The 19869-nt window shown below is 70.8% G+C and carries 14 protein-coding genes and 1 pseudogene; 9 read left to right on the forward strand and 6 right to left on the reverse strand.

The features are described 5' to 3' along the window. Positions 1-50 precede the first annotated feature (50 nt). Complete coding sequence (locus tag ABTX60_RS31515; RefSeq protein WP_352100417.1) at positions 51-899, forward strand: S1 family serine peptidase; 849 nt, start codon at positions 51-53, stop codon at positions 897-899. A gap of 120 nt (positions 900-1019) precedes the next feature. Here the strand turns inward: ABTX60_RS31515 and ABTX60_RS31520 are convergent, their stop codons facing one another. Further along, positions 1020-1250 carry a DUF7455 domain-containing protein gene (locus ABTX60_RS31520; protein WP_104781245.1) on the reverse strand — a complete coding sequence of 77 codons (231 nt, stop codon included), beginning with the start codon at positions 1248-1250 and terminating at the stop codon, positions 1020-1022. A gap of 442 nt (positions 1251-1692) precedes the next feature. Here ABTX60_RS31520 and ABTX60_RS31525 point away from each other — a divergent pair, with 442 nt between their 5' ends. The 4 genes and pseudogenes from ABTX60_RS31525 (at position 1693) to ABTX60_RS31545 (ending at position 6681) form a co-directional block, all read left to right on the forward strand. Further along, positions 1693-3816, forward strand: coding sequence for a DNA gyrase/topoisomerase IV subunit B (locus tag ABTX60_RS31525; protein ID WP_352100418.1), 2124 nt, complete (start codon positions 1693-1695; stop codon positions 3814-3816). Between the two features lie 527 nt (positions 3817-4343). Continuing rightward, a pseudogene (locus ABTX60_RS31535) lies at positions 4344-4460 on the forward strand (DNA-binding response regulator); the annotation flags it as partial. A 71-nt stretch (positions 4461-4531) separates the two neighbouring features. Next, positions 4532-5092 carry a DUF485 domain-containing protein gene (locus ABTX60_RS31540; protein ID WP_352100419.1) on the forward strand — a complete coding sequence of 187 codons (561 nt, stop codon included), beginning with the start codon at positions 4532-4534 and terminating at the stop codon, positions 5090-5092. Beyond that, entirely contained in the window at positions 5089-6681 is a 1593-nt protein-coding gene (locus ABTX60_RS31545) for a monocarboxylic acid transporter (RefSeq protein WP_352100420.1), read from the forward strand. The genes ABTX60_RS31540 and ABTX60_RS31545 overlap by 4 nt, the downstream gene beginning before the upstream one ends. Before the next feature lie 73 nt (positions 6682-6754). Here the strand turns inward: ABTX60_RS31545 and ABTX60_RS31550 are convergent, their stop codons facing one another. From ABTX60_RS31550 to ABTX60_RS31565, 4 genes are all read right to left on the reverse strand, one after another. Further along, on the reverse strand, positions 6755-7435 hold the full coding sequence (locus ABTX60_RS31550; protein ID WP_352100421.1) for a response regulator: 681 nt from the start codon (positions 7433-7435) through the stop codon (positions 6755-6757). Then, entirely contained in the window at positions 7435-9108 is a 1674-nt protein-coding gene (locus ABTX60_RS31555; protein WP_352100422.1) for an ATP-binding protein, read from the reverse strand. The genes ABTX60_RS31550 and ABTX60_RS31555 overlap by 1 nt, the downstream gene beginning before the upstream one ends. Positions 9109-9276: 168 nt before the next feature. Then, on the reverse strand, positions 9277-10221 hold the full coding sequence (locus ABTX60_RS31560) for a ferredoxin family protein (RefSeq protein ID WP_352100423.1): 945 nt from the start codon (positions 10219-10221) through the stop codon (positions 9277-9279). A gap of 51 nt (positions 10222-10272) precedes the next feature. Next, positions 10273-11532, reverse strand: coding sequence for a citrate synthase (locus tag ABTX60_RS31565; RefSeq protein WP_352100424.1), 1260 nt, complete (start codon positions 11530-11532; stop codon positions 10273-10275). Between the two features lie 110 nt (positions 11533-11642). Between ABTX60_RS31565 and ABTX60_RS31570 the strand changes: the two genes are divergently transcribed. Further along, on the forward strand, positions 11643-12803 hold the full coding sequence (locus tag ABTX60_RS31570; protein ID WP_352100425.1) for a citrate synthase/methylcitrate synthase: 1161 nt from the start codon (positions 11643-11645) through the stop codon (positions 12801-12803). Positions 12804-12971: 168 nt separating this feature from the next. Continuing rightward, positions 12972-14087, forward strand: coding sequence for a CobW family GTP-binding protein (locus ABTX60_RS31575; protein WP_352100426.1), 1116 nt, complete (start codon positions 12972-12974; stop codon positions 14085-14087). A gap of 68 nt (positions 14088-14155) precedes the next feature. Here ABTX60_RS31575 and ABTX60_RS31580 read toward each other — a convergent pair whose 3' ends face one another. Then, on the reverse strand, positions 14156-16612 hold the full coding sequence (locus tag ABTX60_RS31580) for a DNA gyrase/topoisomerase IV subunit A (RefSeq protein WP_352100427.1): 2457 nt from the start codon (positions 16610-16612) through the stop codon (positions 14156-14158). 344 nt (positions 16613-16956) lie between these two features. Between ABTX60_RS31580 and ABTX60_RS31585 the strand changes: the two genes are divergently transcribed. Both ABTX60_RS31585 and ABTX60_RS31590 read left to right on the forward strand, forming a co-directional pair. Next, entirely contained in the window at positions 16957-18300 is a 1344-nt protein-coding gene (locus tag ABTX60_RS31585; RefSeq protein ID WP_352100470.1) for a M16 family metallopeptidase, read from the forward strand. Next, positions 18297-19685 (forward strand): M16 family metallopeptidase, encoded by a 1389-nt coding sequence (locus ABTX60_RS31590; RefSeq protein ID WP_352100428.1) that lies wholly within the window; start codon positions 18297-18299, stop codon positions 19683-19685. The genes ABTX60_RS31585 and ABTX60_RS31590 overlap by 4 nt, the downstream gene beginning before the upstream one ends. Positions 19686-19869 lie beyond the last annotated feature (184 nt).

Raw genomic sequence — 19869 nt, forward strand, 5'->3', positions numbered from 1 at the left:
CGGTGAATCACTCTGGGTGTCTCATCGACACCACGGAGTGAGGAGCGCGCATGCGTCGTCTGGCACGAGCTCTGTTCCTGCCGCTGGCCCTGGCGGCCTCGGTACCCGCCCTGTCAATGGGCTCCAGCGCCCCTGTGGCCGCCGACAGCGTGGTCATAGGCGGATTCCCCGTCCAGATATCCCAGAGCCCGTGGACGGTGGCGCTGTCCAGTCGTGACCGGTTCGGGGGTACGCGAGCGGGTCAGTTCTGCGGCGGTGTGGCGGTCGGGCGCACTACCGTCCTCACCGCGGCCCACTGCCTGGACGAGAGCAATTTGGGAGTGCCGCTAGAGCGCGTACGGGACCTCAAAGTCATAGCCGGGCGCACGAACCTGCTTGCGGGCCGCGTCGGCCAAGAGGTCGCTGTGCGCCGCGCATGGGTGAACCCGGCCTACGACGAGGACAGCAACGACGGGGACTTCGCCGTGCTCACTCTCGCCGAACCTCTGCAAGGAGGATCAGCCGTCACCATGGCGGCCGACGGTGACCCTGCGTACACGCCAGGCGGGACAGCGACGGTCTACGGATGGGGTGACACCTCGGGTGCCGGCGACTACTCGGACAGTCTGCGGGCCGCACGTGTGCGTGTGCTTCCCGATGCGCTGTGCGAGGAGGCATATCCGGGCGGCTCCGAAGGCACCTACGACGGCACGAGCATGCTGTGTGCCGGGGAGGCGAAAGGAGGGCGGGACGCCTGCCAGGGCGACAGCGGAGGGCCGCTGGTGGCCAAGGGGCGGTTGATCGGACTTGTGTCCTGGGGGACCGGCTGTGGTGAGGAGGGCAACCCCGGGGTGTACATGCGTGTGTCCGACATCATGCGGACGCTCGGCTGGACGCGGTCGACTTCCGCACAGGTCTGAGGCGCCCGGCGGAGCCTGGGCCGGGTGGGCGGACGAGGACGGGCGGCTGCCTCTGATGGTCAGAGGCAGCCGCCCGTCCACCGGCCTGTGCCGGGCTGGCTCGTCGTCGGACGCGAGGTGTCAGCGCTCTTCTTCGGCGGTGTTCGCGGGAACGGACGTGAGCCGCTCCGTCTCGTCCTGTATCTCAGCGGCGATCTTCTTGAGTTCCGGCTCGAACTTGCGACCGTGGTGGGCGCAGAAGAGCAGTTCTCCGCCGCTCAGCAGGACGACGCGCAGGTACGCCTGGGCGCCGCAGCGGTCGCAGCGATCAGCGGCCGTCAGCGGGCTCGCGGGGGTCAGAACAGTAGTCACGTCGCCTCTTCTCTAGCTCGACGAGCTGTCGTACCAGGGTCAACATCCAACCAGCCCCAAAACGTTCCCGCTCGTGGCTTTTCCTCGAAAGAATCTTTGCGAGGCGGCTGTCTGCTGCCGGTTGGCGGCGAATGTGCCGTATTGCGTGTCTATGTGTCTTACGGGGCTTCGCGTTGTATCGGTGGTCGGTCCTCCCGGCTGGGTTGCCGGTTGTTCATGAGGACGTGCCCGGAGCCTAAATGGTTCATGCCTGGAAGGGAACGTGATGTGTACTTCACTCCATCGAGGGATCGAACACTCATGCGAGTGTGGACTAGTGTGAGTTTTCGACGAGGGTGGCGTTACAACGGCTCTACCAGGCCTCGGTACCCTCTCACCGGTGACTGAAGCCGCGCCCTTACCCACGAGGGCCCCATCCGAAATTCAGCGAGGAGCGAACCGCGTGACCGCCGAGACGTCCGTGCCGTCCACAGCTCTGCTGGCAGGAGCAGACCGGGACGGATCCAACTACACCGCGCGGCACCTGCTCGTCCTCGAGGGGCTCGAGGCCGTGCGCAAGCGCCCGGGCATGTACATCGGGTCGACCGACAGCCGTGGCCTGATGCACTGCGTCTGGGAGATCATCGACAACTCCGTCGACGAGGCCCTCGGCGGGTACTGCGACCACATCGAGGTGATCCTCCAGGACGACGGATCGGTCGAGGTCCGGGACAATGGCCGGGGCATCCCGATCGACGTCGAGCCCAAGACCGGCCTCTCCGGTGTCGAGGTCGTCTTGACCAAGCTGCACGCCGGCGGCAAGTTCGGAGGCGGCTCCTACGCCGCCTCCGGCGGTCTGCACGGCGTCGGCGCCTCCGTCGTGAACGCCCTGTCCGCACGGCTGGACGTCGAGGTGGACCGCGGTGGGCACACCCACGCGATCAGCTTCCGGCGCGGTGTGCCCGGTGCGTTCGCCGGGAGCGGCCCGGACGCCAAGTTCGAGGCCAAGGGAGGCCTGCGCAAGGCCAAGAAGATCCCGAAGACCCGCACCGGTACACGCGTGCGGTACTGGGCCGATCGCCAGATCTTCCTCAAGGACGCCAAGCTCAACCTGGAGACGCTGCACCAGCGCGCCCGCCAGACCGCGTTCCTGGTGCCCGGCCTGACCATCGTCGTGCGTGACGAATACGGGCTCGGCGAGGGCGGCAGCAAGGGCGAGGAGTCCTTCCGCTTCGACGGTGGCATCAGCGAGTTCTGCGAGTACCTGGCCAACGACAAGCCGGTCTGCGACGTGCTCCGTTTCTCCGGGCAGGGCACCTTCAAGGAGACCGTCCCCGTCCTGGACGACCACGGTCAGATGACGCCCACCGAGGTCACCCGGGAGCTGGGCGTCGACATCGCGCTGCGCTGGGGGACGGGCTACGACACGACGCTTCGGTCGTTCGTCAACATCATCGCCACGCCCAAGGGCGGCACCCACGTCGCCGGCTTCGAGCAGGCCGTCGCCAAGACGATGAACGAGGTGCTGCGCGCCAAGAAGCTCCTTCGCGTCGCCGAGGACGACATCGTCAAGGACGACGCCCTGGAGGGCCTGACCGCGGTCGTCACCGTGCGCCTCGCCGAGCCGCAGTTCGAGGGCCAGACCAAGGAGGTCCTCGGGACCTCGGCGGCCCGCCGCATCGTGAACAACGTGGTCACGAAGGAACTCAAGGCGTTCCTGACGTCCACGAAGCGGGACGCCGCACAGCAGGCCCGCGTCGTGATGGAGAAGGCCGTCGCCGCGGCCCGTACGCGCATCGCCGCCCGGCAGCACAAGGACGCGCAGCGTCGCAAGACGGCCCTGGAGTCGTCCTCGCTGCCGGCCAAGCTGGCCGACTGCCGCAGCGACGACGTCGACCGCAGCGAGTTGTTCATCGTCGAGGGCGATTCCGCGCTCGGCACGGCGAAGCTCGCCCGGAACTCCGAGTTCCAGGCGCTGCTGCCGATCCGCGGCAAGATCCTCAACGTCCAGAAGTCGTCTGTGACGGACATGCTGAAGAATGCCGAGTGCGGTGCGATCATCCAGGTCATAGGAGCCGGCTCGGGTCGGACGTTCGACATCGACACCGCGCGCTACGGCAAGATCATCATGATGACCGACGCCGACGTCGACGGCTCGCACATCCGCACCCTGCTGCTGACGCTGTTCCACCGCTACATGCGGCCCATGGTCGAGGCCGGCCGGGTCTTCGCGGCGGTGCCGCCGCTGCACCGCATCGAGATCGTCCAGCCGAAGAAGGGCCAGGACAAGTACGTCTACACGTACTCGGACCGCGAACTGCGCGACAAGCTGATGGAGTTCCAGAGCAAGGGCATCCGCTACAAGGACTCGATCCAGCGCTACAAGGGCCTCGGCGAGATGGACGCCGACCAGCTGGCCGAGACGACGATGGACCCGCGCCACCGCACCCTGCGCCGGATCAACCTTTCGGACCTGGAGGCGGCCGAGCAGGTCTTCGATCTGCTGATGGGCAACGACGTGGCGCCGCGCAAGGAGTTCATCTCCAACTCGGCGGCCACGCTGGACCGGTCACGGATCGACGCGTAGCCGCGGCGTCGGGGAGCGGTCGGAGTACGGGCCGGGTGAGCGAGACGACCAGGTCGGTGCCGGAGTCCGGCCTGCGTGAGGCGACAGGTCACGGCCTGAGTGCCAGGTCACCGTCCTGAGCACGCCGTCACTGTCCTGATCGCCTGGCCACCGTCCTGAACCTCCGCGTGCGTCTGGCCGCCAATGGCGTCTCTCCACCCTCGGGTGGAGAGACGCACGGCCGGGAATCAACCGGATCGTGCTTGTCGCCCTCGTGGTGATAGCCCGACAGTTCCGTGCGCGCCGGATCGACAGCGAGCGCCGGCGCCGAAGTGCTCGTCGGCCTGGCCACGGGCGCCGGCTGGGCCCGGACCACCCGTATATGGGCGGAGCCGGACGGCACGGTCTGGAGCAGGAGCAGCACGGCGAGCGTCGGTGTATGGGCCGTCGGTATCGGGCTGAGGGGCGGACTGTACGCGCTGGGCATGGTGACGGGCGTTCACCAGGACAGCTCTGCTCCGCTGTGGGGCTCGCCGGCACGCTGCTCGTCCGGGCCGGCCGTGAAGACCCACATCGACAACCTCTTCACCAAGACCGGACTCAAGGACCGTGCACAGGCGGTGCGTTACGCCTTCGGGAAGGGACTCGTGCGGCCACCAGCGGGTTTGTCACCTGATGGGGTGAAGAGCGAAGGGAAGAAGAGTCGGGGAACTTCCCGTTCTGTCCATCCTTGGGCATGCAGCAAAGCAAGGGCCGTCCCCGCGGCGGCGGAGCGGGCCAGGAGAGTTGGGCCGAGCCTCTCCACGGTCGTGATCCGGTTCCGCCCGAGGAGGCCGGACAGCTCAGGTACAACGATCCCTGGTACGACGCCCTCGCCTCCGGCTGGGGCGAGTCGGCCGGGGACGGGGCGCAGGCCCATGGGCTGGTTCCGCCTGTACGGGGAGAGGGCGTGGCTGAGGCCGCTGCGGCCGATGTGTACCGGGAAGTCCAGCGCAGTGCCGCCTTTCAGGAGGTGAGGCGGCGGTACCGGAGGTTCGTGGTGCCGGCGTTCGTGGCCTTCTTCGCCTGGTACGTGGCCTATGTCGTGGCCGCCACGACAGTGCCGGAGCTGATGGCGCGGCCCGTCGCGGGAGCGGTGAACGTGGCGATGGTGGCGGGGCTGGGGCAGTTCCTGTCCACGTTTCTGCTCACCTGGGCGTACGCACGGCACGCGCGGCTGCGCAGGGACCGCGCCGCGCTCGAACTGCGCTGGGACACACAGGAACTGACGCGTGGTGTGAACGGTGGTAGGTCGTGACGGAGGAACACCAGACGCTGGCGTTGCTGCTCTTCAGCGCGTTCGTCGCGGTCACACTGGGGATCACCACCTGGGTCAGCCGCAACAGGCGCGGCTCGGCGGAGGAGTTCTACGCCGGCGGGCGGCTCTTCTCGCCCATGGAAAATGGTTTTGCCATCGCGGGCGACTACATGTCGGCCGCCTCTTTCCTGGGGGTCACCGGACTTATCGCGCTGTTCGGTTACGACGGGCTGCTGTATGTCGTCGGGTTCCTGGTGGCGTGGCTTGTCGTGTTGTTCCTGGTCGCCGAACTGGTTCGCAACTGCGGTCGGTTCACGCTCGCCGACGTCGTGGCGTCGCGGATGAGGGAGCGGCCGGTCAGGATCGCGGCGGGCGCCTCCTCGGTGACGGTGTCCGTTCTGTATCTGGTGGCGCAGATGGTCGGCGCGGGCAGCCTGGTGGCGCTGCTGCTCGGCGGCACGAGTGACGCGGCGCGGTCCTGGACCGTCATCGGGGTGGGCGCGCTCATGGTCGTCTACGTGTCGCTGGGAGGGATGCGGGCGACTACTTGGATCCAGATCGTCAAGGCCGTTCTGCTGCTGGGTGGCACCGTCGTGCTGACGGTGCTCGTCCTGGTGCGCTTCCACGGCGACGTGGACCGGCTGCTGATCACGGCGGCCGGGCGCAGCGGACACGGAGCGGCGTTTCTGGCGCCGGGGCTGAAGTACGGCGGGGACTGGACCGCCCGCTTCGACTTCATCAGCCTGGGGCTGGCGTTGGTGCTGGGTACCGCGGGGCTGCCGCACATCCTGTCGCGCTTCTACACCGTGCCCACGGCGCGCGCGGCCCGCCGCTCGGTCGTCTGGGCCGTCGGGCTCATCGGCGGCTTCTATCTCATGACCATCGTGCTCGGGTTCGGCGCGGCCGCCATCCTGGGGCCGGAAGCGGTGCGCGGGTCGAACGCGGCCGGGAACACGGCGGTTCCGTTGCTGGCGCTCGATCTGGGCGGTGGGGCGGGATCCACCGGGGGGACGGTTCTCTTCGCGATCGTCGCCGCGGTCGCCTTCGCGACGATCCTCGCCGTGGTCGCCGGTATCACGCTCGCGTCCTCGGCGTCCGTGGCCCACGACCTGTACGCCTCCCTGCGGCGACGGGGCGGAAAGGCGCGCAGTGAGGTGGCCGTGGCCCGTGTCGCGGCCGTCGGCGTCGGAGCGGTGGCGATCGCACTCGGCCTGCTGGCGCGGGATCTCAACGTGGCGTTCCTCGTGGGCCTGGCGTTCGCCGTCGCCGCCTCGGCGAACCTGCCGGTGCTGCTCTACTCCCTCTTCTGGCCGGGCTTCACCACACGGGGCGCCGTCTGGGCCGTCTATGGCGGTCTGATCCCGGCGGTGGTGCTCGTGGTGCTGTCCCCGGTGGTCTCCGGCAGCCCCGACTCCCTCTTCCCGGGCGTCGACCTGCAGTACTTCCCGCTGCAGAACCCGGGCCTGGTCTCGATCCCCCTCGGTTTCCTCGCGGGCTGGCTGGGCACGGCCACCTCGGCGGAGGTTCCCGACGAGGCCAAACACGCGGAGACCGAGGTGCGGTCGCTGACGGGTGCGGGAGCGGCGTAGGGGCGGTGCCTGCGGTGCCGTGACCAGGACGGCGAGCGTCGTCGAACCTTCGGCAGACCAGGCGGCTGACGGCCTAACCGCGGGTCGCCCACACGTAACGGTGTTCCGGGCGGCCCGCGTCGCCGTACTTGAGGGTGAGCCTGGCCCGTCCCGTGCGCTCCAGGAGCTTCAGATAGCGCTGGGCGGTCTGGCGGCTCACCCCGGTCCGCTCGGCGATCTCCTGGGCGGACAGGGGCCCGTCCGCGTGCATCAGGGACTGGCGGACCAGCTCGGCGGTGGTGGGGGAGTGCCCCTTGGGCAAGTCGGGCTCCGACGGCGCCGACAGGGCCCCGAAGATCCGGTCCACCTCGGCTTGTTCCGCCTCCCCGCCGCCGTCCAGGGTGCGGCGCAGTTCCGCGTAGGCCTCCAGCTTGGCGCGCAGGCCGGCGAAGGCGAACGGCTTGACCAGGTACTGCAGCGCCCCGTGCCGCATCGCCGCCTGCACGGTGGAGACGTCCCGGGCCGCCGTCACCATGATCACGTCCGTCTGGTCGCCGCGCCGCCGCATCTCCTGGACCACGGCGAGCCCCGTGGCGTCCGGCAGGTAGTGGTCCAGGAGCACCAGGTCCAGCCGGGGCGGTGTCTCCAGCTGATGCAGTGCGTCGGCCGCGCTGTGGGCCACACCGGCGACATGGAAGCCCGGCACTTTCTCGACGTAGGCGGCGTTGACCTTCGCGACTCTCATGTCGTCGTCCACGACCAGGACCTCGATCATCACGACTCCCTCTCGGCGGTCTGCGGAGCTGACGGCATGGCCGGCACGGCCGGTTCGGGACCCGGCTCGGCCAGTGCCTCGGGCAGGACGACGGTGAACTCCGCACCCCCGCCGTGTGCCTCGCCGACGGTCGCGCTGCCACCCTGCCGTTCGGCCAGCCGGCGCACCAGGGAAAGTCCTATCCCCCGCTCGCGGTGAGCCGGCGGCTTCTTCGTAGACCATCCCGAGGTGAAGATCAACTCGCGGTGTTCCGGTGGGACGCCCGGGCCCGTGTCACGCACCCGGAGGATCGCCGTACGCCCCTCGGCGCGCAGTTCGACCTCCACGCGCGCGTGCGGCTTGCCGGCGACGGCGTCGAGGGCATTGTCCACCAGGTTTCCCACGACCGTGACGAGACCCTGTGGGTCGACCAGGCGGTCGGGAAGCCGGGTCCGGTCCGACACCCACAGGGCGACGCCCCGCTCGGCCGCGACGGTCGCCTTGCCGACGAGCAGGGCGGCGAGCAGCGGATCCTCGATCCGCTCGGTGACCTGTTCCGCGGTGGCCCGGTGGTCGCCGACCACCTCGCCGACGAACTCGACGGCGTCGTCGTACATCTCCAGTTCGAGCAGCCCGAGAAGCGTGTGCATACGGTTGGCGTGCTCGTGGTCCTGGGCGCGCAGGGCGTCGATCAGACCGCGGGTGGAGTCCAGCTCGCGGCCCAGCTGCTCCAGCTCGGTGCGGTCGCGCAGGGTGGCCACGGCGCCGCCGTCGTCGGTGGGCATGCGGTTGGCGACCAGCACCCGCTGGCCGCGCACGGTGAGCAGGTCCGTGCCGGTGACGCGTCCGGCCAGCACGTCGGCCGTACGGCCGGTGCCGAGCGCCTCGTCCGGGGAGCGGCCCACGACCGTCTCCCCGAGCCCCAGCAGGCGCTGTGCCTCGTCGTTCACGAGGCGAATGCGGCCGGCGCGGTCCAGGGCCACTACGCCCTCCCGGATGCCGTGCAGCATCGCCTCACGTTCGGACAGGAGCGCCGCGATGTCCGAGAAGGCCAGGTCCCTGGTCTGCCGCTGGACTCGCCGTGAGATGACCCACGCGGCCAGCGCGCCCACGGCCAGGGCGCCCCCGGCGTACGCGAGCAGCCCCGGGATCGCGTGGATCAGACGGGCCCGGACGCTGTCGTAGGCGATGCCGACCGATACCGCACCGATGACATGGCCGTCGCTGTCGCGCAGCGGCACCTTGCCGCGGGCGGAGCGGCCCAGGGTGCCGCTGTCGATCTCCATGACCTCCCTGCCGGCCAGGGCCTGGCCGGGGTCGGTGGAGACCGTGCCGCCGATCTGCTCCGGGTCCGTGTGCGACCAGCGCACGCCCCGCCAGTCCATCACGACGACGTACTCGGCCTTGGTGGCCTTCCGGATCCGCTCCGCCTCCCGCTGCACCGGGCCGTTCGGCGTCGGGGGAGTGTCCCGCAGGTCCTTCGCGAGGTCGGGCAGTTGCGCGGTCGTCTGCGCGATCGCGAGCGCACGGCGCATCGCCTGGTCGTCCAGCTGATCGCCGAGGGGAGCGAGGAACAGGCCGGTCGCGAGCACCGCGACTCCCGCGGCTATCGCGACCTGCATCAGCAGCACCTGCGAGAACACCCGCCGGGGCAGGCCGAGGCGCAGGCGGCGTGCGGGGGGAGTGGGGCTCATACCGAAGACCGTACGTGCGGACGGCCACCCGCCCCAGACGGGTGTGGCGTGGATCTCCAGATTGATGTGAGAGCGAGTCGCCCCCGCCTGGTGCGGAGGCCGCCTCATGACCCGAAGCGATGACATCCGTGCTGTCGGGCCGGCGCAGCCCGAAGGTGATCCTGGCGCTCAGCCGGCCAGGGCCGTCGCGACCCGCACCTCGCGCACCGCCACCACGTCCATCCGCGCGGGTGAACCGAGGACGGACGCCCCGCAGCTCTCCGGGCGAGGCGGCAGGCCCGCGGCCTGGGCCACGCCGACCTGCCAGCGGCGTCCGTCGGTGTGGGCGACGGTCACCTCCCAGCGCGGTGCCGCGCCGACCGTCCGGACGACGCTCAGAGCCTCCGCCGTGTGTTCCCCGGTCCTGGTGCGCACGGCGAGCTCGGCAGCCTGACCTGGCCGTTCCCAGGCCGAGCTGCCCCGGCATCCCTCCATGACGATCCGGCCCTCCCGCGCGCTGTGCAGGACCTCCTTGAGGGAGTGGGCCTCGGCCCGGCCGTACGCGTAGCCGTACGGCAGCACGAGCACGGTGGGGGAGAAGCGGTGGCCACCCAGATGGGTGACCTCCCAGACGCCCTCGACCCCGGACGTCGCCAGCTCGGCCGCGAGAGGACGGCCGAGGAGGGCGCAGCAGCGGTCACGCTTGCCGTTGGTGCAGACGAGGGCCAGCGGGTCGCCGTCGTGGGGCCGGCCGCCGAGCAGTACGTCGAACGTGCGGTGGTCACCCCGGCCGAGTGCCGCGAAGTCGAGATCGAGCAGCTGCCCGGGGTCCGGGGTCGAGGCGCTGTGCAGCCACACGTTCCCCGGGACGACGTGCGCCGCGTACACCCGGCGCGTGGCGGGCATGCGGCGGTCCGCGTGGCGGCCGGGGCGGCGGATGAGCGCGATCCGTACGCCGGTGTCCTTCGCGGCCGACTCCAGGGCACGCCCCAGGACGGGGTCCAGGTGGCTCGAAGTGAGCGCCTTGGCACCCCACGGACCGGGCTGTTCCAGCAACAGCCAGGTCCTCGCGGTGGCCGCGGTTCCCGAAACGGGCTCGTCGAAGTCCCGGGAGACGCTAGAGCACGTACTCACAGAGGTGAGCCTAACCTGACTTGCTCCGCGCGGCTTTCGGCCCCCTCCGTTTTACTCCGGCAGGGGCTGAGGAGGTTTCGGGCCCGCGTAGAGACCGCTGGGCCGCATCCGCAGCGGGCGTTCGCCGTACTCCTCCAGAGCGTGGGCGATCCAGCCCGCCGTCCGGGCCACGGCGAAGATCGTCTCGCCCGCGGTCGGGTCCATGCCGCTCGACGCGGTGAGCACGGCCAGGGCCAGGTCCACGTTGGCGTGCAGGGGGGCGTGGCGGGCGGTGGTCTCCACGATGTCGCGGGCGGCGAGGAGAGCGGGCTCGGCACGCGGGACCTGTTCCAGGAGGCCGAACAGGGCACGCGCGCGTGGGTCCTCACCCGGATACAGCCGATGGCCGAGACCCGGGATGCGGCGTCCGGCGCGCAGTTCGCCCGCGATCACGGGGGCCGCGTCGCCCTGTTCGAGCACGTCCCGCAGCAGCCGGTGGGCGAGTCCGCCGGCCGCACCGTGCAGCGGGCCCTCGATCACGCCCAGCCCCGCGGAGACCGCCGCGTAGGCGTGGGCGCGGGCCGACGCGGCGACACGTACGGCGAGGGTGGAGGCGGCCAGGTCGTGATCGACGAGGAGGGCGAGGGCGGCGTCCAGGGCGCGCAGGGATGCCTCGTCGGGGTCCTCGCGCACCGACAGCCTGCTCCACAGGCGGCGGGCCAGGGGGCCCTCGTCGCGGCGGTGGTGACCCGCGGGAGGCAGCGCGTCGACGAGGGTGGGGATGAGGGTGCGCGCGGTGCCGAGCACGGCCTCCTCGGACAGGTCGAACCTCAGCGGGTCGGCGGTCGCGGCGGCGATCGTCGCCACCCGCAAGCGGTCGGCGGGAGCGGCGTGTTCGGGCAGGGCTTCGACGGCCCGGCGGGCGACGGCGACGGAGGCGGCGGGCGCGGTGAAGGTGCGGCCAGGGAGCATCCGGCCCGTCCACAGCCACTCGGCGACCTCCTCGTAGGTGTGCCGTGTGGCCAGGTCGACGGCGTCGACACCGCGGAAGAAGTAGCGGTCGTTCTCGATGAGCGTGATCCGGGTGCGTACGGACAGCTCGCCGCCGGAATTGGAACCGCCCGGGCTCTCCCGCCTGTTGCGGCGGGCGAGGGCCTCGACCTCCCGGGCGTCGAAGGTGCTGCCGCGCCCGCCGCTCACCCGCCGGCTGCTGAGCTGGCCGCGGCTCACATACGCGTACACGGTCTCCGGCTTCACACCGAGCAGCTCGGCGGCCTCCTTGGTGCTCAGCCGTCGTTCCGAGCCGAGGGGGGCGGGTTCTTGATCGCGCATGAGCTTCACCGTATCCGTGTGGCGGACCATTGACTCAAATATTGATTCAATCAATATTGACACGCACTGAATCAATCATGGACAGTCAAATCAACTTCAGGGAGGAAGTCATGTCCGTCACCAGGTCAGCAGCCACTCTTCTCGAAGCGCCCCGGGGGCTCGCCGGGGTCGTCGTCACCGACACCCGGATCGGCGACGTCCGCGGCCGGGAGGGCTTCTACCACTACCGGCAGTACTCGGCCGTCGACCTCGCGCGGACCCGCGGCTTCGAGGACGTCTGGCATCTGCTCGTACACGGAGAACTGCCGGACGCCGGGCAGAGCGCGGTCTTCGCGGCCGAGACCGCCGCGCTGCGGCGGCTGCCCGACGAGGTGCGAGCGGCACTGCCCGCCATCGCGGCGGCCGGCGGCCGCTCCGGGCCGCTCGCCGGGATGCGTACGGCCCTGTCGCTGCTGGGCGCGGCGAAGGGATTCCGCCCCGTGTACGACATCGACGCCGACCGGCGCAGGCAGGACACGATCGAGGCGGCCGCGGCCGTGCCCACGCTGCTCACGGCGCTGCACCGGCTGGGCAACGGGCTGGAACCGGTGGAGCCGCGCGCGGACCTGTCCTACGCGGCGAACTACCTCTACATGCTGACCGGTTCGGTGCCGGCCGAGCCGCACGCGCGGGCGATCGAGCAGTACCTGATCTCAACCATTGATCACGGATTCAATGCGTCGACCTTCACGGCCCGGGTCATCGCCTCGACGGGCGCGGACGTGGCGGCGTGCCTGGCCGGGGCGGTGGCCGCGCTGTCGGGCCCGTTGCACGGAGGTGCGCCCAGCCGGGCGCTGGACACCCTGGACGCGATCGGCACCCCGGACCGGATCGAGCCCTGGGTGCGTCAACGGGTGCTCGCGGGTGAGCGCATCATGGGCTTCGGGCATGCCATCTACCGCACGGAGGACCCACGGTCCCGGATGCTGCGCGAGGTCGCCCAGGGGTTCGGTGGCCCGCGGGTGGACTTCGCCGTCGAAGTCGAGCGCCACATCGAGGCGATCTTGGCGGAGCTGAAGCCCGGCCGGGAACTCCACACCAACGTCGAGTACTACGCGGGCGTGGTCATGGAACTCTGCGGCCTGCCCCGCGAGATGTTCACCCCGACCTTCGCCGCCGCGCGGGCGGTGGGCTGGAGCGCCAACATCCTGGAACAGGCGGAGGACACGAAGATCATCAGGCCGGTGGCCCGGTACGTGGGGCCGCAGGCGCCGGCGCCTGTACCCGCCTGAGCGTTCGTGTCCGGTGAGGGTGCCGCGACCCGGGGGTGGCGAGGTGCGCAGCCGACCCGTTCGCTTCGGCGTGGATCTCGCGGCTCGTATTCTGGGGCGGCATCCCCATCCCCCACGTGTGCCGGGAACGCGAGCCGGTGCACGCGTCGGCGCGAGAGAGGTCGCACGGTGAGCCAGCCGAGCCCGAAACCGCAGCAGATCCCGGTCGTCGTCCTGGCCGGATTCCTCGGCTCGGGGAAGACCACCCTGCTCAATCACCTCCTGCACCGCAGCGGCGGAAGCCGTATCGGCGCCCTCGTCAACGACTTCGGGGCGATCGAGATCGACGCGATGGCGGTCGCCGGAGCGCTCGGCGACTCGACGGTCTCCCTCGGCAACGGATGTCTGTGCTGTGCCGTCGACGCGAGTGAACTGGACCAGTACCTCGAGCGGCTCGCGGAGCCCTCCGTCGGCATCGACGTCATCGTCATCGAGGCCAGCGGTCTCGCCGAGCCGCAGGAGCTCGTGCGGATGCTGCTGGCCAGCGAGCACCCGGGGGTCGTCTACGGCGGGCTCGTCGAGGTCGTCGACGCGGCCGAGTTCGACGACACCCGGGCCAGGCATCCCGAGATCGACCGGCATCTCGCGCTGGCCGACCTCGTCGTGGTCAACAAGCTCGACCGGGCCGCGGACGGTGAACGCGTCCTCGGGCTGGTCCGGTCCCTCGTCGACCGCGCAGCCGTCGTCCCGGCCACCTACGGCCGGATCGACCCCGAGTTCCTCTTCGACTGCCGGCCGAGCGAGGAACGCATCGGGCAGCTGTCCTTCGACGACCTGCACGAAGACGACCCCCACGACCACCAGCACGGCCACGATCCGCACCACGTCGACCCGCACCCGCACAGCCCGGACGCCCACGCCGGCCATCTGCACGCCGCCTACGACAGCCTGTCGTTCGTCTCCGAGACGCCCGTCGATCCCCGCCGGCTGATGACATTCCTCGACAGCCGGCCCGAGGGGCTGTACCGGATCAAGGGCTACGTCGACTTCGGGCCGTACGACATCCGCAACCGCTACGCCGTCCATGCCGTCGGGCGCTTCCTGCGCTTCTACCCGGAACCCTGGCCGGTCGACTCCGAACGCCTCACCCAGCTCGTCCTCATCGGCTCGGGCATCGACGCCGCGGCTCTCGAGAAGGAACTCCAGGCGTGCCGGAGCGAGGCCCCACACGCCGACGAGCACGGCATGTGGGGCGTCCTGCGGTACGTGCGCGACCCCGAGGAGGACGGCGCCGACCCGGCCTGAACCGCCCCGGCCTCCCTTGCCTGGACCGGCCCGGCCATCACCGCCTGGGCCGGCCCCGCCACCACCGCCTAGACCGGCCCCGCCACCACCGCCACCGTCTTCGCCAGGGACACCCCGGAACCGTCCCGGCGCGGGTCGATGTCCGGGAGCTCGGCCGGAGTGCCGTTCTTCTGCGCCGCCAGGGCCGGGACCGGGCCCGCCCAGGCGAGGGACAGACAGTCCTCGCCCTTCAGGAACCGCTGGCAGCGGACTCCGCCGGTGGCGCGGCCCTTGCGGGGGTACTGGTCGAACGGGGTCAGCTTCGCCGTCGTCTGGACGGAGTCGTCCAGCGTGCCCCGTGAGCCCGCGACGGTGAAGACGACGGCGTCCACGGCCGGGTCCACCGCCGTGAACGAGATGACCTTCGCGCCCTCGGCGAGCTTGATGCCCGCCACACCGCCGGCCGGGCGGCCCTGCGGGCGGACCTGGGACGCCTGGAAGCGCAGCAGCTGTGCGTCGTCGGTGACGAAGACCAGATCCTCCTCACCGGTGCGCAGCTCGATCGCGCCGACGATCCGGTCGCCCTCCTTGAGGCCGATCACCTCGAGCTCTTCCTTGTTGGCCGGGTAGTCCGGCACCACGCGCTTGACGACGCCCTGTGCCGTCCCGAGCGCCAGACCCGGCGACGACTCGTCGAGCGTGGTCAGGCAGACCACCGTCTCGTCGTCCTCCAGGGAGACGAACTCCGCCAGCGGGGCACCCCCCGCGAGGTTCGGCGCCGACAGCGACTCCGGAAGCTGCGGCAGGTCGATCACGTTCAGCCGGAGCAGCCGGCCCGACGAGGTGACCACACCCACCTCGCCACGAGCGGTGGCCGGCACCGCCGAGACGATCACGTCGTGCTTCACGCGCTGGGCGGCGGCGTCCTCCGCGAACGGCTCGCCGTTCGCCGTGCGGGCCAGCAGCCCCGTGGAGGACAGCAGCACCCGGCACGGGTCGTCGGCCACCTGCAGCGGCACGGCCGCCACCGGGGCACCACCCGACTCCAGCAGGACCGTACGCCGGTCCGTGCCGAACTTCTTCGCGACCGTGGCCAGTTCCGAGGAGACGAGCTTGCGCAGCTCCGCGTCCGAGTCGAGGATCCGGGTCAGCTCCTCGATCTCCGCGGTGAGCCGGTCCTTCTCCGTCTCCAGCTCGATGCGGTCGTACCTGGTCAGACGGCGCAGCGGCGTGTCCAGGATGTACTGCGTCTGCACCTCGCTCAGCGAGAACTGCTCCATCAGGCGCTGCTTGGCCTGCGCGGAGTTCTCGCTGGAGCGGATCAGGCGGATGACCTCGTCGATGTCCAGCAGGGCCGTCAGCAGGCCCTCCACCAGGTGCAGCCGGTCGCGCTTCTTGCCGCGGCGGAACTCCGAGCGCCGCCGTACGACGTTGAAGCGGTGGTCGAGGTAGACCTCCAGGAGCTCCTTGAGGCCCAGCGTGAGCGGCTGGCCGTCGACCAGGGCCACGTTGTTGATGCCGAAGGACTCCTCCATCGGCGTCAGCTTGTAGAGCTGCTCCAGGACGGCCTCCGGCACGAAGCCGTTCTTGATCTCGATGACCAGGCGCAGGCCGTGCGCACGGTCGGTGAGGTCCTTGACGTCGGCGATGCCCTGGATCTTCTTCGAACCGACCAGGTCCTTGATCTTGGCGATGACCTTCTCGGGGCCGACCGTGAAGGGCAGCTCCGTGACGACGAGGCCCTTGCGGCGGGCCGTCACGGGCTCCACCGACACCGTCGCCCGGATCTTGAAGCTGCCGCGGCCGGACTCGTAGGCGTCCCGGATGCCGGACAGGCCGACGATGCGGCCGCCCGTGGGCAGGTCGGGGCCCGGGACGTGCTTCATCAGGGCGTCGAGATCCGCGTTGGGGTGCCGGATCAGATGGCGGGCGGCGGCGATGACCTCGCGCAGGTTGTGCGGCGCCATGTTCGTGGCCATGCCGACCGCGATGCCCGAGGCGCCGTTGACCAGGAGGTTCGGGAAGGCGGCGGGCAGGGCCACCGGTTCCCGCTCCTGGCCGTCGTAGTTGGGGTTGAAGTCGACGGTGTCCTCGTCGATGGACTCCGTCATCAGGCTCGTGGCCTCGGCCATCCGGCACTCGGTGTACCGCATGGCGGCCGGCGGGTCGTCGTTGCCCAGGGAACCGAAGTTGCCGTGGCCGTCGACCAGGGGGACCCGCATCGAGAAGGGCTGGGCCATGCGCACGAGGGCGTCGTAGATCGACGCGTCGCCGTGCGGGTGCAGCTTGCCCATCACCTCGCCGACGACCCGGGCGCACTTGACGTACCCGCGCTCGGGGCGCAGGCCCATCTCGCTCATCTGGTAGACGATGCGGCGGTGCACCGGCTTGAGGCCGTCGCGTGCGTCCGGCAGGGCGCGGGAGTAGATGACCGAGTACGCGTACTCGAGGAAGGAGCCCTGCATCTCGTCGACGACGTCGATGTCGAGGATCCGCTCCTCGTACGAGTCGTCGGGCGGCGGGGTCTTCGTGCTGCGGCGGGCCATCGCTGCCGGCTCCTCCTGTTACTGGTCGCTCGCCTACAAGGCGTTCGTGCGCTGACGAGACACCGACCGTACTCAGCCCTGCGGGCCTGCGCGCGCTCGCCCTCTCGTCACCGACCGCCCCTGCGGCTCGCTCATGCTGCTGCGATCCGGATCTGACGCCGACCATTGTGGACCGCCGCACTGACAACCGGGACCAGGGCCCGGTCCGGGCCGCATCCCGCGCTCTCGGTCCCAGGTCGCCGCCGGGAACTTCACCAGGGCTCCGCACGCTTGCATACAGTGGCAGGACCGGCAGGAACACGCGGTCTCAACAACCGCTCGCGAGTGAAGGGATGTACATGCCCATGGGTCACACGGCCACAGCCCAGGCAGGCTCCGGGGGCCTGACAGCGACCGAGCACCGCCTGGCCAACGGCCTGCGCGTGGTGCTCTCCGAGGACCACCTGACCCCGGTCGCGGCGGTGTGCCTCTGGTACGACGTCGGCTCACGCCACGAAGTCAAGGGGCGTACCGGCCTGGCTCACCTTTTCGAGCACCTGATGTTCCAGGGTTCCGCGCAGGTCAAGGGCAACGGTCATTTCGAGCTCGTCCAGGGTGCCGGCGGCTCGCTGAACGGCACCACCAGCTTCGAGCGGACCAACTACTTCGAGACCATGCCCGCCCACGAGCTGGAGCTCGCCCTCTGGCTGGAGGCCGACCGCATGGGCTCGCTGCTGGCCGCGCTCGACGACGAGTCGATGGAGAACCAGCGCGACGTCGTCAAGAACGAGCGCCGCCAGCGCTACGACAACGTCCCCTACGGCACCGCCTTCGAGAAGCTGACCGCCCTCGCCTACCCGGAGGGCCACCCCTACCACCACACCCCGATCGGCTCGATGGCCGACCTGGACGCGGCGACCCTGGAGGACGCGCGCGCCTTCTTCCGCACCTACTACGCGCCGAACAACGCCGTGCTCTCCGTGGTCGGCGACATCGACCCGGAGCAGACCCTCGCCTGGGTCGAGAAGTACTTCGGTTCCATCCCCGGCCACGACGGCAAGCCCGCCCCGCGCGACGGCTCGCTGCCGGAGACCATCGGCGACCAGCTGCGCGAGGTCGTCGAGGAGGAGGTCCCGGCCCGTGCCCTGATGGCCGCCTACCGGCTGCCGCACGACGGCACGCGCGCGTGCGACGCGGCCGACCTGGCCCTCACCGTCCTCGGCGGCGGCGAGTCCTCCCGCCTGTACAACCGGCTCGTGCGCCGCGACCGTACGGCCGTGGCGGCCGGCTTCGGCCTGCTGCGGCTCGCCGGGGCACCCTCCCTGGGGTGGCTGGACGTGAAGACGTCCGGTGACGTGGAGGTCCCGGTCATCGAGACCGCCATCGACGAGGAGCTCGCCCGGTTCGCCGAGGAGGGCCCCACGGCCGAGGAGATGGAGCGCGCCCAGGCCCAGTTGGAGCGCGAGTGGCTGGACCGGCTCGGTACGGTCGCGGGCCGCGCCGACGAACTGTGCCGGTACGCCGTGCTGTTCGGTGACCCGCAGCTCGCCCTGACCGCCGTCCAGCGCGTGCTGGAGATCACGCCGGAGGAGGTCCAGGAGGTCGCCAAGGCCCGCCTGCGGCCCGACAACCGCGCGGTGCTCGTCTACGAGCCGACCGCCCCCGAAGCCCCCGCCGACCAGGACGAGAACGAGGAGGCGGCCCGGTGACCGAGCTCGCCACGATGGACTTCCACCCCCGGCCGCAGGCGGGCGACGCCAAGCCGTGGGCCTTCCCGGCCCCCGAGCGCGGCTCGCTCGACAACGGCCTCACGGTGCTGCGCTGCCACCGCCCCGGCCAGCAGGTCGTCGCTGTGGAGGTGCTGCTCGACGCCCCCCTGGACGCCGAGCCCGCCGGCCTCGACGGTGTGGCCACGATCATGGCCCGGGCCTTCTCCGAGGGCACCGACAAGCACTCCGCCGAGGACTTCGCCGCCGAGCTGGAGCGCGCGGGCGCCACCCTCGACGCGCACGCCGACCACCCCGGCGTCCGGCTCAGTCTGGAGGTGCCGGCCTCCCGGCTCACCAAGGGACTGGGACTGGTCGCCGACGCCCTGAGGGCCCCCGCGTTCGCCGACAGCGAGGTCGAGCGGCTGGTCGCCAACCGTCTCGACGAGATCCCGCACGAGCTGGCCAACCCGTCCCGCCGGGGCGCCAAGGAGCTCTCCAAGGAGCTGTTCCCGGCGGACGCGCGCATGTCGCGGCCGCGGCAGGGCACCGAGGAGACCGTCGCCGCCATCGACTCCGCGGCCGTACGCGCCTTCTACGAGAAGCACGTCCGCCCGGCCACGGCCACCGCCGTGGTCGTCGGGGACCTCACCGGCATCGACCTCGACGCCCTGCTCGGGGACACGCTGGGCGCCTGGACGGGCTCCCCGGCCGAGCCGCGGCCCGTGCCGCCGGTGACCGCCGACGACACCGGCCGGGTCGTCATCGTGGACCGCCCGGGCGCGGTCCAGACGCAGCTGCTGATCGGCCGGATCGGCCCGGACCGGCACGACCGCGTGTGGCCCGCGCAGGTGCTCGGCACGTACTGCCTCGGCGGCACGCTCACCTCGCGCCTGGACCGCGTCCTGCGCGAGGAGAAGGGCTACACCTACGGCGTACGGGCGTTCGGCCAGGTCCTCAGGTCCGCCCCCGACGGAACGGGTGCGGCGATGCTCGCCATCAGCGGCTCCGTGGACACGCCCAACACCGGCCCCGCTCTGGAGGACCTCTGGACGGTGCTGCGTACCCTCGCCGCTGAGGGGCTGACCGACGCCGAGCGGGACGTCGCCGTGCAGAACCTGGTCGGCGTCGCGCCGCTGAAGTACGAGACGGCAGCGGCCGTCGCGAGCACGCTGGCCGACCAGGTCGAGCAGCATCTGCCCGACGACTACCAGGCCACGCTGTACCGGCAGCTCGCCGCGACCGGCACGGTGGAGGCCACCGCGGCGGCCGTCAGCGCCTTCCCGGTGGACCGGCTGGTGACCGTCCTCGTCGGTGACGCGGCGCAGATCAAGGCGCCTGTCGAGGCCCTCGGCATCGGCGAAGTCAGCGTCGTCGCCGCCGAGTAGCGGCACGCGCGCTGAGGGGCCCTGGATGTCTTCGAAGGCACCAGGGCCCCTTTATGCCCGAATTGGGATGGGAGTTGCCTGTCTGCCCTGTGGGATGCGCTACAAAAGCTGGGATCCGTTTGGGAATTGAAAGTGGCGCCGCTTAGCGTCGTCCGGGCTGTTCGTCAGGCAGTGCGCCGCACCC

This window comes from Streptomyces sp. NPDC126510, assembly GCF_040302345.1.
GTDB lineage: Bacteria > Actinomycetota > Actinomycetes > Streptomycetales > Streptomycetaceae > Streptomyces.

Bases quoted from the DNA above. Each gene is read 5' to 3' on its own strand.
- ABTX60_RS31515 (WP_352100417.1), top strand. From the start codon at position 51: ATGCGTCGTCTGGCACGAGCTCTGTTCCTGCCGCTGGCCCTGGCGGCC.
- ABTX60_RS31540 (WP_352100419.1), top strand. From the start codon at position 4,532: ATGCAGCAAAGCAAGGGCCGTCCCCGCGGCGGCGGAGCGGGCCAGGAG.
- ABTX60_RS31550 (WP_352100421.1), bottom strand. From the start codon at position 7,435: ATGATCGAGGTCCTGGTCGTGGACGACGACATGAGAGTCGCGAAGGTC.
- ABTX60_RS31555 (WP_352100422.1), bottom strand. From the start codon at position 9,108: ATGAGCCCCACTCCCCCCGCACGCCGCCTGCGCCTCGGCCTGCCCCGG.
- ABTX60_RS31565 (WP_352100424.1), bottom strand. From the start codon at position 11,532: ATGCGCGATCAAGAACCCGCCCCCCTCGGCTCGGAACGACGGCTGAGC.
- ABTX60_RS31570 (WP_352100425.1), top strand. From the start codon at position 11,643: ATGTCCGTCACCAGGTCAGCAGCCACTCTTCTCGAAGCGCCCCGGGGG.
- ABTX60_RS31580 (WP_352100427.1), bottom strand. From the start codon at position 16,612: ATGGCCCGCCGCAGCACGAAGACCCCGCCGCCCGACGACTCGTACGAG.
- ABTX60_RS31585 (WP_352100470.1), top strand. From the start codon at position 16,957: ATGGGTCACACGGCCACAGCCCAGGCAGGCTCCGGGGGCCTGACAGCG.